Origin of the sequence: Allomesorhizobium aridi (genome assembly GCF_043769475.1) — a bacterium.
Taxonomy (GTDB): domain Bacteria; phylum Pseudomonadota; class Alphaproteobacteria; order Rhizobiales; family Rhizobiaceae; genus Allomesorhizobium.
The window spans coordinates 3,952,192-3,968,973 of sequence record NZ_CP171729.1 but is presented as its reverse complement, the minus strand read 5'-3'; the positions used below and the strand labels follow the sequence as shown (position 1 = coordinate 3,968,973).

18 protein-coding genes are annotated in these 16,782 nt (G+C 61.9%); 6 read left to right on the top strand and 12 right to left on the bottom strand.

The window, feature by feature from the left end:
• The first annotated feature begins 3 nt into the window (after window positions 1–3).
• Together ACG873_RS21560 and ACG873_RS21555 are read left to right on the top strand one after the other, a co-directional pair.
• Complete coding sequence (locus ACG873_RS21560) at window positions 4–1,152, top strand: nucleoside triphosphate pyrophosphohydrolase family protein (protein WP_394887467.1); 1,149 nt, start codon at window positions 4–6, stop codon at window positions 1,150–1,152.
• On the top strand, window positions 1,149–1,817 hold the full coding sequence (locus ACG873_RS21555) for a uracil-DNA glycosylase (protein WP_394887465.1): 669 nt from the start codon (window positions 1,149–1,151) through the stop codon (window positions 1,815–1,817). Before ACG873_RS21560 ends, ACG873_RS21555 begins: the two co-directional genes overlap by 4 nt.
• 276 nt (window positions 1,818–2,093) lie before the next feature.
• On the opposite strand, the gene ACG873_RS21550 is transcribed toward ACG873_RS21555, so the two are convergent.
• On the bottom strand, window positions 2,094–2,252 hold the full coding sequence (locus tag ACG873_RS21550) for a hypothetical protein (protein ID WP_394893820.1): 159 nt from the start codon (window positions 2,250–2,252) through the stop codon (window positions 2,094–2,096).
• Between the two features lie 130 nt (window positions 2,253–2,382).
• The gene (locus tag ACG873_RS21545) at window positions 2,383–2,913 is read right to left on the bottom strand and encodes a hypothetical protein (RefSeq protein ID WP_394887463.1); all 531 of its coding nucleotides are present in this window, start codon (window positions 2,911–2,913) and stop codon (window positions 2,383–2,385) included.
• Between the two features lie 189 nt (window positions 2,914–3,102).
• On the opposite strand from ACG873_RS21545, the gene ACG873_RS21540 reads away from it, so the two are divergent.
• Window positions 3,103–4,131 (top strand): IS110 family transposase, encoded by a 1,029-nt coding sequence (locus tag ACG873_RS21540; RefSeq protein WP_394885887.1) that lies wholly within the window; start codon window positions 3,103–3,105, stop codon window positions 4,129–4,131.
• 294 nt (window positions 4,132–4,425) lie between these two features.
• Here the strand turns inward: ACG873_RS21540 and ACG873_RS21535 are convergent, their stop codons facing one another.
• Complete coding sequence (locus ACG873_RS21535) at window positions 4,426–4,650, bottom strand: hypothetical protein (protein WP_394887461.1); 225 nt, start codon at window positions 4,648–4,650, stop codon at window positions 4,426–4,428.
• Window positions 4,651–5,022: 372 nt separating this feature from the next.
• Here ACG873_RS21535 and ACG873_RS21530 point away from each other — a divergent pair, with 372 nt between their 5' ends.
• Both ACG873_RS21530 and ACG873_RS21525 read left to right on the top strand, forming a co-directional pair.
• Complete coding sequence (locus ACG873_RS21530; RefSeq protein ID WP_394887459.1) at window positions 5,023–5,358, top strand: hypothetical protein; 336 nt, start codon at window positions 5,023–5,025, stop codon at window positions 5,356–5,358.
• Window positions 5,359–5,392: 34 nt separating this feature from the next.
• Complete coding sequence (locus ACG873_RS21525; RefSeq protein ID WP_394887457.1) at window positions 5,393–5,743, top strand: hypothetical protein; 351 nt, start codon at window positions 5,393–5,395, stop codon at window positions 5,741–5,743.
• Between the two features lie 1,561 nt (window positions 5,744–7,304).
• On the opposite strand, the gene ACG873_RS21520 is transcribed toward ACG873_RS21525, so the two are convergent.
• From ACG873_RS21520 to ACG873_RS21485, 8 genes are all read right to left on the bottom strand, one after another.
• Entirely contained in the window at window positions 7,305–8,816 is a 1,512-nt protein-coding gene (locus ACG873_RS21520; protein ID WP_394887455.1) for an ATP-binding protein, read from the bottom strand.
• Window positions 8,817–9,275: 459 nt separating this feature from the next.
• On the bottom strand, window positions 9,276–9,686 hold the full coding sequence (locus ACG873_RS21515; protein ID WP_394887453.1) for a RidA family protein: 411 nt from the start codon (window positions 9,684–9,686) through the stop codon (window positions 9,276–9,278).
• A 52-nt stretch (window positions 9,687–9,738) separates the two neighbouring features.
• Window positions 9,739–10,488 (bottom strand): ABC transporter ATP-binding protein, encoded by a 750-nt coding sequence (locus ACG873_RS21510; protein WP_394887452.1) that lies wholly within the window; start codon window positions 10,486–10,488, stop codon window positions 9,739–9,741.
• Window positions 10,485–11,318, bottom strand: coding sequence for an ABC transporter ATP-binding protein (locus tag ACG873_RS21505; protein ID WP_394887450.1), 834 nt, complete (start codon window positions 11,316–11,318; stop codon window positions 10,485–10,487). The genes ACG873_RS21510 and ACG873_RS21505 overlap by 4 nt, the downstream gene beginning before the upstream one ends.
• Window positions 11,315–12,232 carry a nickel transporter permease gene (nikC, locus tag ACG873_RS21500; RefSeq protein WP_394887448.1) on the bottom strand — a complete coding sequence of 306 codons (918 nt, stop codon included), beginning with the start codon at window positions 12,230–12,232 and terminating at the stop codon, window positions 11,315–11,317. The genes ACG873_RS21505 and nikC overlap by 4 nt, the downstream gene beginning before the upstream one ends.
• On the bottom strand, window positions 12,229–13,290 hold the full coding sequence (locus ACG873_RS21495; protein WP_394887446.1) for an ABC transporter permease: 1,062 nt from the start codon (window positions 13,288–13,290) through the stop codon (window positions 12,229–12,231). The genes nikC and ACG873_RS21495 overlap by 4 nt, the downstream gene beginning before the upstream one ends.
• Window positions 13,291–13,314: 24 nt before the next feature.
• Window positions 13,315–14,955, bottom strand: coding sequence for an ABC transporter substrate-binding protein (locus ACG873_RS21490; protein WP_394893641.1), 1,641 nt, complete (start codon window positions 14,953–14,955; stop codon window positions 13,315–13,317).
• A 47-nt stretch (window positions 14,956–15,002) separates the two neighbouring features.
• Window positions 15,003–16,064 carry a dipeptidase gene (locus ACG873_RS21485; protein WP_394887444.1) on the bottom strand — a complete coding sequence of 354 codons (1,062 nt, stop codon included), beginning with the start codon at window positions 16,062–16,064 and terminating at the stop codon, window positions 15,003–15,005.
• Between the two features lie 218 nt (window positions 16,065–16,282).
• On the opposite strand from ACG873_RS21485, the gene ACG873_RS21480 reads away from it, so the two are divergent.
• A complete protein-coding gene (locus tag ACG873_RS21480; RefSeq protein ID WP_394887442.1) occupies window positions 16,283–16,522 on the top strand; it encodes a hypothetical protein in 240 nt (79 codons plus the stop codon).
• A gap of 23 nt (window positions 16,523–16,545) precedes the next feature.
• On the opposite strand, the gene ACG873_RS21475 is transcribed toward ACG873_RS21480, so the two are convergent.
• Window positions 16,546–16,782, bottom strand: a complete 237-nt coding sequence (locus ACG873_RS21475) for a hypothetical protein (protein ID WP_394887440.1) — start codon at window positions 16,780–16,782, stop codon at window positions 16,546–16,548.

The following is a 16,782-nucleotide window of genomic DNA, read 5'->3' as shown; positions in this document are numbered from 1 at the left end:
GCGATGGATGGATCGTCTTTATCACTAAACGAATATCAAAATTTGGCGGTCAGGACAGATCGAACACGCCTGAAATCCGGAAATTTGAGCTTGCCAATTCTAGGGCTGTTTGGTGAAACCGGCAGCCTCCTTAGTGAAGTAAAAAAGAAGCAGCGGGACTCGAAGGCTTACGACTCGTACGAAAGCGGCGTCATCGAGGAGTTTGGTGACGCACTCTGGTATTTGGCCGTCATTGCAGCCCACGCAAATATCCGGCTTGCGGATATTGCAGACGAATTTGGGCACGGCTCAAACGAGGCACTTCTCTTCGTCAATCTGCAACCGCAACAAACGCTCAACCTCGCTGCTCCGACGACGGAATTCGCACGAACACTTTTGAAATTGGCGAACTCCGTCGGCAATCTCGCCGATAGCGAGGGTCAAGCTCTTTCAGGTGCCGATCCAGCCGCTTTTGCGGAAAAGCTGAGAATTATCTTCCGCAATCTGGTGCATGCTGCCAACGAGGCAGGCGTGATACTGGGCGAAGCGGCTGCTCACAATCTGTGGAAGGCGCAGGACCGTTGGCCAACGGATCGCACCCCGCCTCCCCTGTTCGATCTTGAGTTTCCTCCCGAAGAACAGCTTCCTCGGAATATCGAGATTGAGATCTTCGAGCGCTATTCTGGCCCGAAGCAATACGTCTATCAGCGGTGCAACGGCGTCAATATCGGTGACCGCCTTACCGATAATAGCGTCGTGGAAGACTTTTACAGATTTCATGACGCCTTTCACTATGCCTATGCGGCCATACTCGGTTGGTCGCCCGTGACTCGCGCTCTGCTGAAACTGAAAAGAAAGAGCAAGACCAAGGTCGACGATGGCGAGGACGGTGCGCGCGCGATCATTCTGGAAGAGGGCGTCGCGGCCTACGTCTTCGCGAGAGCCAAGGAACATCAGTTCTTTGAGGGACGCACCGAGGTGGACTTCAATCTGCTGAAGACTGTTCGGAGTTTCGTTCAGGGGTTCGAGGCGGAAAAATGTCCGCTGTGGCTTTGGGAGGAAGCGATCCTGAAAGGTAACGCCGCCTATCGATTTTTGCGCGAGCACCGACGCGGACGCCTCATCCTTGATCTGGACAAGCGTGATATGATTGTGCAGGAGCTTGCGCCATGAAACCAGGTGCCTTTGTCGAAGAACTCGCTTCCTACCATTTTGCCAATACGTTCAATCCGTATGCCGATGCATGTCCAGAGTTTGACGCGGAGGATGCGCCAGCAGTCCGGCGGCGGAACCTCGAAGCCGTCTTGAAAGCAGCAATTGAGAGAGGGGTTCATTCCTTCTGGATTGCTAGAGATCTCGGGTATCGTGGTGGCCGCCGAACAGGTCTCGCGTTGACCGACGAGGCGCATCTCGATTGGCATGCAGAACTTCTCGGAACTGAACCGCTGAGGAGGGCCACCAAGGGCCCACCCGTAGCAGAACGCACCGCGAGCGTTGTATGGCAGATGCTGCGTTCAATTAAGCAGCCGATCTTTCTCTGGAACGTCTTTCCATTTCATCCACATGGGGCCAATGAACCGATGACAAATCGGTGTCATACCCGCAACGAGCGTCTGGCATGCAAACCTATTTTAGAAGCGCTAGTTGATGCTTTGCGTCCGAAACACCTTGTTGCAATCGGGCGTGATGCTCAGGCTGCTTTGGCTGATCTTGGACTTGAGGCTACTGCCGTTCGCCATCCTAGCTATGGAGGGCGGAGCGAGTTCATCGGATGTCTTGAGGAATTTTACAGCGTTCGCTCGGCCCCCCCACGGAGCGCTCAACTGCATTTGCTCTAGACTAGGTGGGGTCATTCCTCATGTTCATTCCAAGGAGGGCACTGTTTCGTCCTCGACATCGTTCTGCGGCTAATACGCTGGAGCAGCATCCGACATGTTGCGTAGCAGCGCCGACGGAGAAGTTGTTCTTTCATTCTCACCTTTACGAACTTGATGTCCGCTTTTCGGAGTAGGCATACGAGAGCTGTACGACCGATACTGGGGCGCAAAGCGGCCATCCGCGGCTTGGAGGGCGGAATGGCTTGCCTTGTCTGCGCCTCACCCCGGCGAAATCCTTCAGAGCTTCAGCAGCTTCCGGAGTGCGGCCATCTCGATCCGCGCCTGCATCCGTTCGAGCTTCGCTTCCGCAGCGTAGTATCCGTGCCGCCAGTTTGCCTTGCGGGATCTCTCGAGCCCCTCCGCCGTTCTTGGTCCGGTGCTCTTACCCCCGTGCATTCGGCAGCGTCCATTCGGCATGGCTGGGGACAGGCATGAACCGCCGTCCCGCCGCCTGGCTCCGCAGCGAGTGGCGGCATTTGCAAGCTCAAGATGCTCACGCCACCGAGGGTTTCCGGGTGCCTGAGGTTCATCGGCCATTTTTGGCAACCCCCTCCCGGTTGCGCCGGCTACCCCCACCCCCTGTCTTCATCTCGCCGGCGACCACGGCCTGACCACCGGGGGAAACCGTGACATGCTGCACCACAATCCGCTGGGAACCCCCGTTTCTGATCTTATGGAGCGTGAGCAGTCCCTGCTGGAAGGCCAAGGTTGAGCGGGCCACAGCTCCTGCGAGCCTTGTGGCGGCTTCGACTGTCTTCAAATCTATGTCCGGGTAGCTGAGGTTTGAGCGGGCAAGCCGCTCCAAACGTCGGTCAGATTGTGCCGCAAGCACCATAGCCGAACGGTGAACAGCAGCCATCTGATGGGCTAACATCTTCTCGAGGCTATTTTGTGCGTTGATTGTGTCGGCCGCATCGAGCGCGGTTTCGAGTACCCCTGCGCGACTGGCCAGTTCCAGCCGATTGCGGCTGGCGTCGGCTGCGACATAGTCCGGGTTGTCGACCGTGTTTTTCAACGCCAGTGCGCCGGACCCTTGCCCTGCGTCGGCCGGGACCAACTCTCCTCCTGCCCCGAATGATTGCAGTGCAGCAGGCACCTCACAACGAACATGACGTAATCGCGGGAGCGGTGGCCACCAAAGCTGTGGCGGCGATGTTCGGAGCTCTAGCCGGCTGGCTGTCCCCCGATAGGATGAAGAACGGGCTCACGATGGACACCGGGCCCAGGCATCGAACGGAGGACAGCCATGGAGCAGTATATCGGTCTCGACGTATCCATGAAAGAGACGGCAATATCGATCCGGCAGGACGGCAAGAGGATTTGGCGGGGCAAGTGCGCGTCCGACCCGCAACTGCTCGCGGCGCTGATCCGCAAGCGCGCACCCGATGTGCGGCGGGTGGTATTCGAGACGGGGCCGCTGTCGGTGTGGTTCTACCATGCGCTGATGGCAGAGGGGCTGCCGGTGATCTGCATCGACGCGCGGCATGCCAAGGCCGCGCTCGACATGGCCGCGAACAAGACCGATGCGAACGATGCCGATGGCCTGGCACATCTGGCCGAGGTCGGCTTCTACCGAGAGGTTCGGGTCAAAGGTTTCGATAGCATGCTGATCCGCACGCTGATCACCGCGCGGCGCCAGCTTCTCAAGATGCGTTTGCAGATATCCAACCAAATCCGCGGATTGATGAAGACGTTCGGCCTTGTTGTGCCCAAGGGTGCCGGCAGCGTGTTCGAGCGCAACGTTCACGATCTTCTGCAGGGCGAAGCAAAGCTGGCGCGCATCGTCGTGCCAATGCTTCGGGCATGGAGCAATATCCGATATCAGATAGCAGAGCTGAGCAAGCAACTGGCCGCGATGGCTCGTGAAGACCAGCACTGCCGTCTGCTCATGTCGGTGCCCGGTGTCGGCACCGTCACAGCCACCGCCTTTGCCGCGGCCGTGGAGGATCCGGCGAACTTCAGAAACTCGCGCGCCGTGGGCGCATGGGTAGGCCTGACCCCGAGACGCTACCAGTCCGGCGAAGTCGATAATGACGGCCATATCTCGCGCCGTGGCGACAATCAGTTGCGCGGACTGCTATACGAAGCGGCCGCGGTCATCCTGAACCGGTCGACGGATACCAGCACCCTGCGAACCTGGGCGTTGGAGCTCAAAGAACGGCTCGGCTTCAAACGAGCCGCCGTGGCCCTGGCGCGCAAGCTGGCAGTGATCATGCATGCGATGCTCCGGACGGGCGAGCTGTTCGATCCGCACGGAGGAACGCCCGCCGCCTGATCCTGCAGACGCTCGACCACGACGATTTTCTTCAGGCCATTCAACCAATAGCGTTCTTACAGGACGCACCGAGCCGTCCCTGCCGGGACGTGGCTGAGATCATTCCGCGAAGCGGGAAGCAACTGCTTCGTTAAGCAGATTGCGCAACGAACATAGGAAGATCTCACCTGCGAAACTCATCCTGCGGCGATCTTTGCATCGACCGCGTAGACGACCCTGTACCCGGCATACGAACGAACGAGCATGAACAGAAAGGACGACTGCCTTGCACTCACCCCCTTGACGGCCGAGCGATTAGACGACCTGCTCCGAAAGGCCTTGGGCGAACATGCGGGCCGCGAATGCCTTGGCAGGAGACGCTTGAGCCGCTTCTGCTTCGATGCGGGCAGCCGAAAGCAGCGTTTGCCCCGGGGTTCGCCAGCCCATCTGGACGGTTCTCAAATCACGAGAAGGATTTACTTGGTCTCCTTCAGTGGCAGTCTCGCCAGCATTGACATCAGGATTTGGCATGACCGTCATTGCGTGGGTCCTTTCCCGTTCTCGAAAGTTTTGGCGCGGCAGACCCCCGTCTACTGGCCAAACAGCCCTAACATCCCCCGACCGGCAACACTCAATGCGAGTGGAGAAGCGGCACGGGTGGCCACATGGAGCAGGTCGGGGATGGGATGTGCCCCGCACTCCTTATGGGCAGATGAGCGTCTTGGCAGCATTTGAGCAATCGACAACAGTAGCCCGGCACATTGGAGGTGATTCCCGTGCCGAAGATGCTTGAAGCGCTCCGCTGGTCTCCAGCAGCAAATGATTACCTGACCTGCAGAGCCCGCGACGCGGTTTACCTCGGGCGGCACGTCGCCTACCGCTGCCTGACGTGCAATCGGCCTGTCGTTCCTCATGACCGTGCCCGCGGCCCCGAGCTTCAACACATCGCCAAGAGCCCAATTTGCTCCAGGCGTGGAAAATCTCGGGCTCGCCCTCGCAGATAGCCACCCCGTCATGCTTCCTCCCGGCCTGGCACCGGGGCGACGATGCTCGGTGATAGGTCTCGCGCTCGATGCGGTCGGCGTCGTCATCTCGGATGATCTGTTCGAGGAGGCGGGCATGTCTGGCCACAGCACGCCAGTCGCCGACAACAAAACCGGCGCCGACGCTGCGGCGATGATGATGAGCGTGCTCATGCGGCGCCTCCCAACTCTCCCGGCTGTTGTGGTCGATCGTTTACAGCAATAGCTTGCAGTGCCGAGCTAAGCGGGAGTGCTGCGCCATGGCGTTTACGGGCCGGGACTATCATGCCGCCTTTGAGGAGGCCTGCGAGACGCTGCCCTACGTGACCGATAAGGACGAAGTTCGATCCAGTCTCGAAGGCATCGAATGGATCCTCTGGGAGGCAATCCGCGGCGTGTTCTTCTATGCTGCCGTTCTTATCGCTTGGTTGATGATCTTGCCGCCGTTCTTTTTCCTGATCGCAGAAAGAACCTGGGCGGCTTCGGCAGCGGCTCTTGGCGTCATGATCGTAATCGCTGTCGCTCTCTATTGGCTTCTCCGCCTGACGGTCCGGCTCGAAATATCCGGCCATGCGAACGGGCGCAGGTTCGGCAGCGGCGGGCTTGATTGATCGTAGGCTTGTTATGTCGCTCATTTCAGGCGTCCCTTCCATAGCTCCGCCCTTTCCGCCTTGAGGTATGGCCCTTGGCCTTCCTTCAAGTCCCCGACGAGGGAGGCGCACAGTGCACCGCGTACTCGGCTTCCCTTCCCCTCCCGCAAGAGGGGCAGCGCATTGTCCCTACGCTGTCCGCCGGCTGCTTTTTTCGGCGCATCCACGGCGCGCGCTGGTCAGGTCGTCATCCCGATGACAGCCACACGCCGTTCGATACCGTTCCCGGGGTTTGCCCGGTCTCAAGGCACACGGGTGGAATGGGCACACCAGAGCCGTGTATTTTTTTGATTCCGCGAATTGCCTACGGCCGCGGCGGGCCTGATGATCTTCATCGGCGCCTCTTGTCGAGGCGATCGGCAGGGTCAAGATCGTGAGAAGACCGCCGATTGAACGCAACGCACCACCATCGCCGCCGGGAACTTCCGAGCAGACACGGGTCGAGCAATGGTTGCGGGATTCTTGCACGTCAGGCTTACCCCACGATTGCTATGTTTGCGAAACCGGCTTGTCGCGCTATATGTTTGCGTGAAGCCGCCGCAAAGGTTTCAACTGTCCCTGTGATGCCGCCGCTCCCGACCTCGTTCCTCGGGGCGGCGGTTCGCTTTCCAGCCTCTCGGCAGGCGATACACGCCTCCAGGGCGGTCAGATCGAAGCGCCTTTTCAGTTTAGGGATGACATGGCCACGTTCGGCCGGTGGCGTCGACAGCAGCCAGTGCACCGCAGCGGAAATCCGGTTGGACAACGGGGGAAGAAGCCCAATCGCATCAACACCCGGACTTGCGGGGGTTGGACATTCTAACCTATTGATGTCAGGGGAGAGACTGGCTACCCTTGGGCGTACCAGTTTTTCGGCATATACCAATCATTCGGTGGCGGGGCTGCTTCCGGAACTCGGTGCAATCGGTGGAATCGGTGGCCTCGTCAATACCGGCAAAGCGGTTCGAACCAGCATCGCGGCTGGCAATCTCCGTTCTGGCGTGCTGCGCCATTCTGGCGGCGGCCGCGTGCACGCGGACTTCGGACGGCTCGATCGAACTCAACAGGCTGGAGCTTGCGCAGCCCAAGATCCCAAACCTGTTCAAGCTCCGGCTCCCCGGTTGGCGAGCGTCGCAGCCGGCTCCCGTGCAAACCGCCGCGGCACAATTTCCGCGCAAGCCACCCGCGCCGCAGCAGGTCGCCCCCATAAAACCCGCACCGGCAAAGGCGCGCCCGCGGCCGCGCCGCGCCGCTGCGGCGCCACCGCCGCAGTCGGCAGCCAGCATCAAGCCGGCAGCCAACAACGAGCCGGCAAAGCCGCTGGTCTGCAGGAATGACACTCAGGCGAGCGGCCGCATACGCGTCGTGTGCGAATAGGATCGGATAGCGCATAAAAAAAGCCGCCTCGGGGGGAAGGCGGCTTTTTTATGCTCGCAACAGGCTGGTGGAGGGGATCCTGACGCCTGCTGCATCGCTAAAACCGGCTGGCCCGGAAAAGGTTCCAGCCGATTCTAAAAATTTCTTCAGCATATTTTCGGCTGGCCTATTCCGCCGCCAGTCGCTCGTCCAAACCGGCGTCAGGCCGGTTCGGATCGCCGGGCGCGGTCTCGCAGCCGAGATCGGGAAAGGCCGCGACACGGTTGCCGCGAAAATCGGTGCGCAGCACCAGGAGCCCGCGTTCCTCGAAATAGGTCAGGAGCCGCCGCGCGCGCCTTGCCGAATGGCTGCCATAGGCGCGCGCCAGTTCGGCGTCGGAAGGGCAGGGGGCGGAGGTGATCGCGGCCTGCGCGACGAGCAGGAACACGCCCTGTATGTCGTCGGGAACGCTCTCCGACATCGCCAGCGCCTGCTGCCACGCCTCGCCGGAGGCGGTCTTCTGGTCGACGCCGGCGCGGGCGACGGCGAATCTTCGCCGAAAGACCGGCAGCGTCAGAGGTTCGCCCGGCACGCGGCGTATGCGGCAGCGCACCAGGAAATCCTGATAGAGAACGGCGTCGGAGCGGAACGAAGCGTCGGCGTCCTCCAATATTTCGCGCAACACGCTTTCCACCAGCGCCTCGCGCTCGGCCTGGTCGATCGCTGGGAACTGTGGTTCGGCTGCCGGTTCCGCCAGAGGTTTTGGGCGCGACAGCTGAGCAAGAATGTCTGCGGTCGGGGTCGGCACTGGAGGCGGCGGCGGACGGCGGACGATCGGCCGCCGTTCCTCGGGGCCGGGCGTGAAGATCAGTTCGCTCGCATCTTCCGGCGCGTCGGGCAGCGGCGTCAGCTTCGGGCTTGACGAGCGCGGCGCGGTCTCGACCGTGCCGATGGTGATGGGCAGCGGCCTGCGCGACATCGCCGGGCCGAGCGCTACGAAATGGCCGCGGCCAAGGTCGCGGAACATCTCCGCCTGACGCCGCTCCATACCGAGCAGGTCGGCGGCGCGCGCCATGTCGATGTCGAGGAAGGTGCGGCCCATCAGGAAGTTCGAGGCTTCCGCCGCGACGTTCTTGGCGAGCTTGGCCAGCCGCTGTGTGGCGATCACGCCGGCAAGCCCACGCTTGCGGCCGCGGCACATCAGGTTGGTCATCGCGCCGAGCGAGAGCTTTCGGGTGTCGTCGCTGACTTCGCCGGCCACCGCCGGTGCGAAAAGCTGCGCCTCGTCGACCACTACCAAGACCGGATACCAGTAGTCGCGCTCGGCATCGAACAGGCCACCTAGAAAGGCCGCCGCGGCGCGCATCTGCTGCTCGACATCAAGGCCTTCGAGATTGAGCACCACGGAGACGCGATGCTGGCGGATGCGCGCGGCGATGCGGGTGAGCTCGCCCTCGGTGCGGGCGGCGTCGACCACCACATGGCCGAACTTTTCCGTCAGTGTGACGAAGTCGCCCTCCGGGTCGATGACGCATTGCTGGACCCATGGTGCGCTCTGTTCAAGCAGGCGGCGCAGCAGATGCGATTTGCCGGAGCCGGAGTTGCCCTGGACCAGAAGGCGCGTCGCCAGCAATTCCTCGAGGTCGAGCGTCGCCGGCGTCCCGGCGGACGTCACCCCCATGTCGATGCCGACTTTCATGCGGTTTTTCCGGCCCCCGTAACGACTGTCATGTACTGCCCTCGTGATGCCGCAAGCCGAGACTCGGGTCGAAATCTGCCGCCCTGCTTAGCACCGCGGCAACGCCGATGTGCGAGCGGCTAGGCAAAACCCACAGATGAAACGTTTTCCCTGTGGCTCATGCGGCGCGCGGGCTGGCTGCCTTGGCTCTCAAACAGAAGAAGCCCCTCACCCTTACCCGCTCTCCGCGATCCTTCGACAAGCTCAGGATGGCTAAAGGGGGTAGTCAACGCAGGGCCTGCTTTCCTTCCCCCGGAGAGGGTGCCGCCCATTCGACTTCGCTCAGGAGGCAGGTGAGGAGCAATTTCCATCAGAGTCGAATGTTCTAGTTATCTGCTACAAACCACATTTTGGATATTATTCGTTCGCCGGGTGGAATGACTGGCTTTTGACGGAGAGAAAAATGGCATTGTAGCGACGCTAGCTTCTGATGGCCTCGTCAATGACCGCTATCGCGTCGACCTCTATGAGGTAGCCTGGGGACATTATCGCTACCCCGACCACCACATTCGCTGGTTTGTGATCTCCAAACAGCGAAATCTGCGCTTCTTCGATGATCGGAACGTGTTCATCGCGCCTATAATCGACAATGTAGATTGTGATCTTGCAAACTTGCTCAGGCCGTGCACCTGCCGCACTGAGCGCTCGGCCGAGATTGCCGAATGCCAGGCGCGCTTGCGCCGCAAAATCACCATGCCCAACGAGCTTGCCGTGTATGTCTTCGGGCTGCTGACCTGAGACGAATACCAGCTTGGATCCAGTCGCGACGACAACCTGCGTGTACATCTCTGGAGTTGGCAGATCATCGGGGTTGATGAGTTCGAGCGACACTAAATAATCTCCTACTTCGTTCGACTGAAATCGACATTGGCGATCACCGCGTTTAGGCAGTGCGCCTGAAACCCTCGCTGGCGACAAGCAGGTTGCGCGTATAGTCCTTGGTCACCCGCCGCGCCGAAAGGTCCGGAGCCGACAGCCGTTCGACCTCCTCACCTTCCTGCATGACCATCAGCCGGTCGCACATATGGGTGATCACCGCCAGATCGTGGCTGACCATGACGAAGGTCAGGCGGCGATCGCGGCGCACCTGTTCCAGGAGATTGAGCACCTCGGCCTGCACCGAGGCGTCGAGCGCCGATGTCGGCTCGTCGAGAAGCAGGATCGACGGTTCGAGGATCAGCGCGCGGGCGATCGCCACGCGCTGGCGCTGGCCGCCGGAAAGCTGGTGCGAATAGCGGAAGCGGAAGCCGGAGCCCAGGCCCACCTCGTCAAGCGCGCGGATGATGCGCGGCTCGATGTCCTTGAAGCCATGGATGACCAGCGGCTCCAGCAGCAGCCGGTCGACGGTCTGGCGCGGATGCAGCGAGCCGTAGGGATCCTGGAACACCATCTGGACCTGGCGGTAGAACGCCTTGTCGCGCCTGTGGCCGAGCTTTGCGCCGTTGACGATGATCTGCCCGCCGGTCACCGGAGCGAGGCCGGCGACGGCGCGCAGCAGCGTCGATTTCCCCGAGCCGGATTCGCCGACGAGGCCGAAGGACTCGCCGGCGGCGACATCGAGGCTGACGCCCTTCAGCGCGCGGAAATGATCATAGGCGACCTCGAGCCGGTCGATTGTCAGGGCGGAGCTCATAACGCCCACTCCGGCCGGCGGTCGAGCACAGGCAGCGGGTGGCGGCCGGCGCCGATCTCGGGCATGCAGTTCAGGAGCCCGCGCGTATAGGGATGCTCGGCATTGGCGAGTTCCGTTGCCGGCAGTTCCTCCACGATCCTGCCGGCGTACATGACGATGACGCGGTCGCAGAAGGATGACACCAGGCGCAGGTCGTGCGAGATGAAGATCAGCCCCATGCCGCGCTCGCGCACCAGGCGGTCGAGAATGCCGAGGATATCGAGCTGCACCGTCACGTCGAGCGCCGATGTCGGCTCGTCGGCGATCAGCAACTCGGGACCGGCGACCAGCATCATGGCGATCATGGCGCGCTGGCCCATGCCGCCCGAAACCTCATGCGGGTAAAGGTCGTAGACGCGCCGCGCATCCCTGATCTGCACCGCTTCCAGCATAGCGAGCGCACGGTCGCGCGCCTCCGATTTTCCCACGTCCTCATGCGTCCGCAACGTCTCTACGATCTGCCGGCCTATGCTCATTACCGGGTTCAGCGAATATTTCGGGTCCTGCAGGATCATGGCGATGCGGTTGCCACGCAGGTCGCGGCGCAATTTCGGGGGCGCGCGCAATAGGTCGATGCCGTCGAATTCGAGCTTGTCCGCCGAAATCAGCGCGTTGGGCGGCGTCAGCCCCATGATCGCGCGGCCGGTCTGGGACTTTCCCGAGCCGGATTCGCCGACGATGCCCAGCCGCTCGCGTCCGAGCGAGAAGGAGATGCCACGCACCGCTTCGATCATCCCGGCTCTGGTCGGAAAGCGCACCCTCAAATCCGCGACGTCGAGCAATGGTTTCACTGATCGCCGCCTCGCGGGTCAAGCGCGTCGCGCAGGCCGTCGCCGAGAAGATTGAAGCCGAGGCTGACGATCAGGATCGCCGCGCCGGGCGCTGCGGCCACCCACCACTGGTCGAGGATGAAGCGCCGGCCCGACGCGATCATCGCGCCCCACTCGGGCAGCGGTGGCTGCGCGCCAAGTCCGAGGAAGCCGAGGCCGGCCGCCGTCAGGATGATGCCGGCCATGTCGAGCGTGACGCGCACGATTAACGAGGAGATACAGAGCGGCATGATGTGCCGTAACACGATCCGCATTGGTGACGCGCCCATCAGCCGGACTGCGGCGATGTAGTCCGAATTGCGCACCGTCATGGTTTCCGCGCGCGCAATGCGGGCATATGGCGGCCATGAGGTGATGGCGATGGCGAGCACCGCATTCTCGATGCCGGGCCCGAGCGCTGCAACGAAGGCCAGCGCCAGGATCAGTTTGGGAAAGGCGAGAAAGATGTCGGTGATGCGCATCAGCACGGCGTCGGTCCAGCCGCCGGCATAACCGGCGACGGTGCCGACCAGGAGCCCGATGGGCGCAGCGATGATGGCGACCAGGATCACCACATAGAGCGTTAGCCGCGATCCATGGATGATGCGCGAAAGGATGTCGCGGCCCTGGTCGTCCGTGCCAAGCCAATGTTCGGCATTGGCCGGCATCAGCCGCGATCCGCGCAGGTCGCCGATCACGGGCGAGTAGGGCGACAGCGCGTCGGCGAAGGCCGCGACGAACAGAAGAAGCAGGATGATGCCGAGCCCGATCACTGCCAGCCGATTGGATGAAAACCGCTGCCAGCTGTTGTAAGCGCGGCCTAGCCTTGCCTGCAGGCGCGACCCCGGCCGTTCCGTCAGCAGCCAATCTCGGGTGGTCTGGACGGTCGCGCTCATCGCGCCCGCGTCCTTGGATCAAGGGTCCGGTAGAGCAGGTCGGAAAACAGGTTGAGCGCGATGAACACCGAGCCGATGACGATCGTGCCGCCCAGCACCGCGTTCATGTCGGCATTCTGCAGCGAATTGGTGATGTAGAGACCAAGCCCCGGCCATGAAAACACCGTCTCGGTCAGCACCGAGCCTTCGAGCAGCCCGGCATAGGAAAGCGCGATGACGGTAACCAGCGGCACGGCGGCATTGCGCAGCGCGTGCCGCCAGATGATGCGGGTCTCGCTGAGCCCCTTGGCGCGCGCCGCCGCCACATACTCCTGGCTAAGCTCGTTGAGCATAAAGGAGCGCGTCATGCGGCTGATATAGGCGAGAGAGAAATAGCCGAGCAGCGATGCCGGCAGGATGATGTGGCGGAACACGTCGCGAAACACATCCCACTGCCGCTGCCACAACGCATCCAGCAGGAAAAATCCTGTCACCGAGGTGAACGTGTATTCGTATGTGATGTCGATGCGGCCGGGATACGCGACCCAGCCCAGTTTGGCGTAGAACAGCACCAGCGCCAGCAGGCCGAGCCAGAAGATCGGCACGGAATAACCGATCAGCCCGATGACGCGCACGATCTGGTCGATGATGCTGCCGCGTTTCACGGCCGCCAGCACGCCGAGCGGTACGCCGATCACGGAGCCGATGATGGTGCCGAGCGTCGCCAGTTCCATCGTTGCCGGAAAGGCGCGGCGGATGTCCGTCATGACCGGATTGGTCGTCAGCACCGACGTGCCGAACTCCCCGGCCAGCGCGCCTTTCACATAAATGAAGAACTGTTGGTAGAGCGGCAGGTTGAGGCCCATCTCCTCGCGCGTTCGGTCGACCACATGGGCCGGCGCGCGGTCGCCGACGATCGCCAGCACCGGATCGATCGGGATCACGCGCCCGATGAAGAAGGTGACTGCGAGAAGCCCGAGATAAGTCGTGACGGCGATCACGAGGAAGCGCGCGATCGCCGACGTGACGGCGGAAGCGCGCGCGCCTCTGCGCCGCGCTTCCGTCCTGGTTTCAGCCATGGACAAGCCACACGCCTCTTGGAGCTATTCCTTCGAGATCGTGTAGGTGAAATTGGTGTCGAAGCTCGGCCCGAGCTTGAAGTCCTTGAGATTGCCGCGATAGCCGGCAACCTCGGTCTGCTGGAAAATGATGATGAAGGGGCTGGTTTCCAGGACCGTTTTCTGCAGTTCCTGGTAGGCCGCGGCGCGGTTGGCCGCATCCTTCTCCAGCAGGGCCGCCTTCGTCTTTTCCGTCAGTTCCGGAACGTCCCAGGCATTGCGCCAGGCGAGCGTCGATACCTTGCCCTCGTCCGAATTGTCCGGATTGCTGGCAAAGGTTTCGGCATTGGAGTTCGGATCGAAATAATCCATGCCCCACTGGCCGATATACATGTCGTGGTTGCGTGCCCGGTATTTGGTCAACGTCTGCTTGCCGTCGCCGGGGATGATTTCCAGCTTCACGCCGGCCTCAGCCAGGCTCTGCTGGAAGGATTCGGCAATGCCGGTCACCGGCTGCGTGTTGCGCACGTCCATCGTCACCGAGAAACCTTCGGCCAGCCCGGCCTTCGCCAGCAATTCCTTGGCTTTGGCGACGTCCAGCTTGAAGGGATTCTCGTCGAGTTCGCCGAGCACGCCCTTGGGCAGGAAGGTCTGGTGGATCTCGCCGATGCCCTTGATCAGCGTTTCGCCGATCGCGTCGTAGTCGACGAGATATTTGAAGGCCTCGCGCACTTCCGGTTTGGCCAGTGTCGGGTTCTTCTGGTTCAGGCTGATATAGTAGACGGTGCCCTTCGGCGCGCTGGTGGTCTTGAGGTCGGGGTTCTTGGAGACGGCCTCCAGATCGTTCGGCTCAAGGTTGCGGGCGATGTCGATGTCGCCCGACTCGAGCGCGAGACGCTGACCGGAGCTCTCCTTCATGTGGCGGTAGATGACACGGGCAAGCTTGGCTTTCTCGCCGTGATAATTGTCGTTGCGCTCGAGCACGACGGCTTCATTGGCGCGCCATTCGCGCAACTTGTAGGCGCCGGAGCCGGCATAGCCGGTCTTCAGCCACTCATTGCCGAAGTCGTTGTCGTATTTGTAGTCGTCGCTCGGCGTCACCGGCTTGATGTGCTCCAGCACCAGCTTCTTGTCGACCACCGAGCCGACCGTGGCGGTCAGGCAGTTGAGCACGAAGCTTGGCGCATAGGCCTTGTCGACGGTGAAGACGAAGGTCGTCTCGTCGGCCGCCTTGGCTTTTTCCGTCACATTGTCGCCGGTCAGTCCGAATTGCGACAGGATGAAAGCCGGGCTCTTGTCGAGCTTGATGACGCGCTCGAACGAATAGGCGACGTCTTCCGCGGTGATCGGGTTGCCGGAGGCGAATTTCATGCCGGGCTTCAGCTTGAATGTATAGGTCAGGCCGTCGTCGGAAACCGTCCAGCTCTCGGCCAGGTCGCCCTTGACCTTTGAGGTGTCGTCCATGTCAAGGCGCACCAGCAGGTCGTAGGTGTTGCTGGTCATTTCCGCGGTCGAGAGTTCGAAAGCCTCACCCGGATCCATGGAGATGATGTCGTCGATGGCAAAGCCCTCGACAAGCGTGTCGGCCGGGGTTTCGGCGTAAGCAGGCGCGCCTGCGAAAACCATCGCCGACAGTGCGGCGCCTGCGAGAAGAACGCGGTAGCGTCCGTTTATCTTTCCCATCATCATTTTAAGTGTTCCCTGTTTTTTTGTTGACGAGTTTTGTCTTTGGATCAGTTCGCCGGGTGCTCCTTCCAGGCGGAACGCAGCACCCTGAACCAGTTTTCGCGGCATATTTTCGCGAGATCGCCGTCACCATATCCGGCGCTTTTCAGTCCGGCAACGAGGTTCTGAAGACCGCTCGCGTCGCCGATTTCCTTCGGGATCAACGCGCCGTCGAAGTCCGAACCGATTGCCACCCCGTCGATGCCGAGATGCTCGACGAGATAGTCGATATGGCGGATCATGTCGCTGATCGGCGTATCGGCGTTTTCGCGGCCGTCGGGGCGCAGCATCGTGACGGCGAAATTCAAGCCGACCAGGCCGTTGCTTTCGCGAATGGCGCCGAGCTGCCGGTCGGTGAGGTTGCGGGCGACGGGAACGAGCGCATGGGCGTTCGAATGGCTCGCGACCAATGGCTGGTCGCTCAGCTTCGCCACGTCCCAAAAACCTTTTTCGGTGATGTGTGACAGGTCGATCAGCACGCCGAGGCGATTGCACTCCCGCACGAGGGCGCGGCCGGCGTCGGTCAGGCCCGGCCCGGTGTCGGGGCTCATCGGGTACGCGAAGGGAACCCCATGCGCGAAGATGTTGTTGCGGCTCCAGACTGGGCCGAGCGAGCGCAGGCCGGCGGCGTAAAACACTTCCAGCGCGGCGAGGTCCTCGCCTATCGCCTCGCAGCCTTCCATGTGCAGCACCGCGGCGAATTTCTCGCCAACCATCGCCGCATCGATGTCGGCGCTGGACCGGCAAAGGTTCCACGAGCCGGCGCGCTCCAGCTGCAAGGCGATCGCCGCCATCTCGATGGCTATGTCCAGCGACGGCGCCCGTTCGAGCGGTTCGGAAAGTGGGGTCGAATAGCGACCATCTTCTCGGGGCTTGTCGAGCACCAGGGCGCCGGATGGAATGTAGATGGCGCAGAGGCCGCCGATCAGGCCGCCCGCGCGGGCGCGCGGCAGGTCGATATGGCCGGCCGCCACGCCCCCTGCCATATCGGCGATCGGATCGGCGCCTTCCTTCCGGCGCTTCCAGAGACGGAGCAGAACGTCGTTGTGGCCGTCGAAAACTGCTTGCATCGGACCCCTTGGCATTGGCGCGATGATGCAAATGGCCGGGCCAATATCAAGTGACAAACAGCCTGCGGCGCCGCTGGACCAATAAGCCGGCTTTCCTGCGGGCCAGTCGGGCCACGTCTAGCGCCGGCTGGGCCGGGTAACAATTGCTTAACCACGCCGCCAGGTCCGCCGCAACTTTGTCCGAAAGCGGACGTTGGCTCGCCGAGGAAGGAACCACAATGACTTCGCCCCGCACAAGCACCGGCGAGAAAGCGTTCCGCGAGCTTTCCCGTATCCACGCCGCCCATCTTGCTACTTACGCGACCGCGCGCCTGAGGCTCCAGCGGCCTCATTGCCTGAGTCCGCGCGACCGTGCCCATCTCGCGGCCGCCGATGCGGTGCTGGAAGAGATCCGTGGCTTGCTTCAGAGGCGGAAGAAGAGCGAGTTCGGCCCGGCGGTGGCGGAGCAGGAAATCTGAGGGGGCGAAAAAGGCGCCTGAAGTCAGTCCTCATGCTCGCCCGAAATCCAGGAATGCGGTGAAATCCTTTTCTGTGTTTCGCTATCGATGAACGTCCACCAGCCGGTATCGGCTTCGTCCCAGTCGCCGCCGGCCGCCTTCAGCCTTTCGATCGACCGGTATCGCGCGACGGACTGGTTCTCCTGGCCGTCGCGGTCGGTCCAGCAGACCTCAATGCTGCTGCCGTCCCTGGGCGCGGTCTCGATCGGCATTTTCGGCAT

Bases quoted from the DNA above. Each gene is read 5' to 3' on its own strand.
- ACG873_RS21495 (WP_394887446.1), bottom strand. From the start codon at position 13,290: ATGGCTGAAACCAGGACGGAAGCGCGGCGCAGAGGCGCGCGCGCTTCC.
- ACG873_RS21510 (WP_394887452.1), bottom strand. From the start codon at position 10,488: ATGAGCTCCGCCCTGACAATCGACCGGCTCGAGGTCGCCTATGATCAT.
- ACG873_RS21475 (WP_394887440.1), bottom strand. From the start codon at position 16,782: ATGCCGAAAATGCCGATCGAGACCGCGCCCAGGGACGGCAGCAGCATT.
- ACG873_RS21540 (WP_394885887.1), top strand. From the start codon at position 3,103: ATGGAGCAGTATATCGGTCTCGACGTATCCATGAAAGAGACGGCAATA.
- ACG873_RS21555 (WP_394887465.1), top strand. From the start codon at position 1,149: ATGAAACCAGGTGCCTTTGTCGAAGAACTCGCTTCCTACCATTTTGCC.
- ACG873_RS21520 (WP_394887455.1), bottom strand. From the start codon at position 8,816: ATGAAAGTCGGCATCGACATGGGGGTGACGTCCGCCGGGACGCCGGCG.
- ACG873_RS21535 (WP_394887461.1), bottom strand. From the start codon at position 4,650: ATGACGGTCATGCCAAATCCTGATGTCAATGCTGGCGAGACTGCCACT.
- ACG873_RS21480 (WP_394887442.1), top strand. From the start codon at position 16,283: ATGACTTCGCCCCGCACAAGCACCGGCGAGAAAGCGTTCCGCGAGCTT.
- ACG873_RS21530 (WP_394887459.1), top strand. From the start codon at position 5,023: ATGACCGTGCCCGCGGCCCCGAGCTTCAACACATCGCCAAGAGCCCAA.
- ACG873_RS21490 (WP_394893641.1), bottom strand. From the start codon at position 14,955: ATGATGGGAAAGATAAACGGACGCTACCGCGTTCTTCTCGCAGGCGCC.
- ACG873_RS21485 (WP_394887444.1), bottom strand. From the start codon at position 16,064: ATGCAAGCAGTTTTCGACGGCCACAACGACGTTCTGCTCCGTCTCTGG.
- ACG873_RS21525 (WP_394887457.1), top strand. From the start codon at position 5,393: ATGGCGTTTACGGGCCGGGACTATCATGCCGCCTTTGAGGAGGCCTGC.
- ACG873_RS21560 (WP_394887467.1), top strand. From the start codon at position 4: ATGGATGGATCGTCTTTATCACTAAACGAATATCAAAATTTGGCGGTC.
- nikC (WP_394887448.1), bottom strand. From the start codon at position 12,232: ATGAGCGCGACCGTCCAGACCACCCGAGATTGGCTGCTGACGGAACGG.
- ACG873_RS21550 (WP_394893820.1), bottom strand. From the start codon at position 2,252: ATGCACGGGGGTAAGAGCACCGGACCAAGAACGGCGGAGGGGCTCGAG.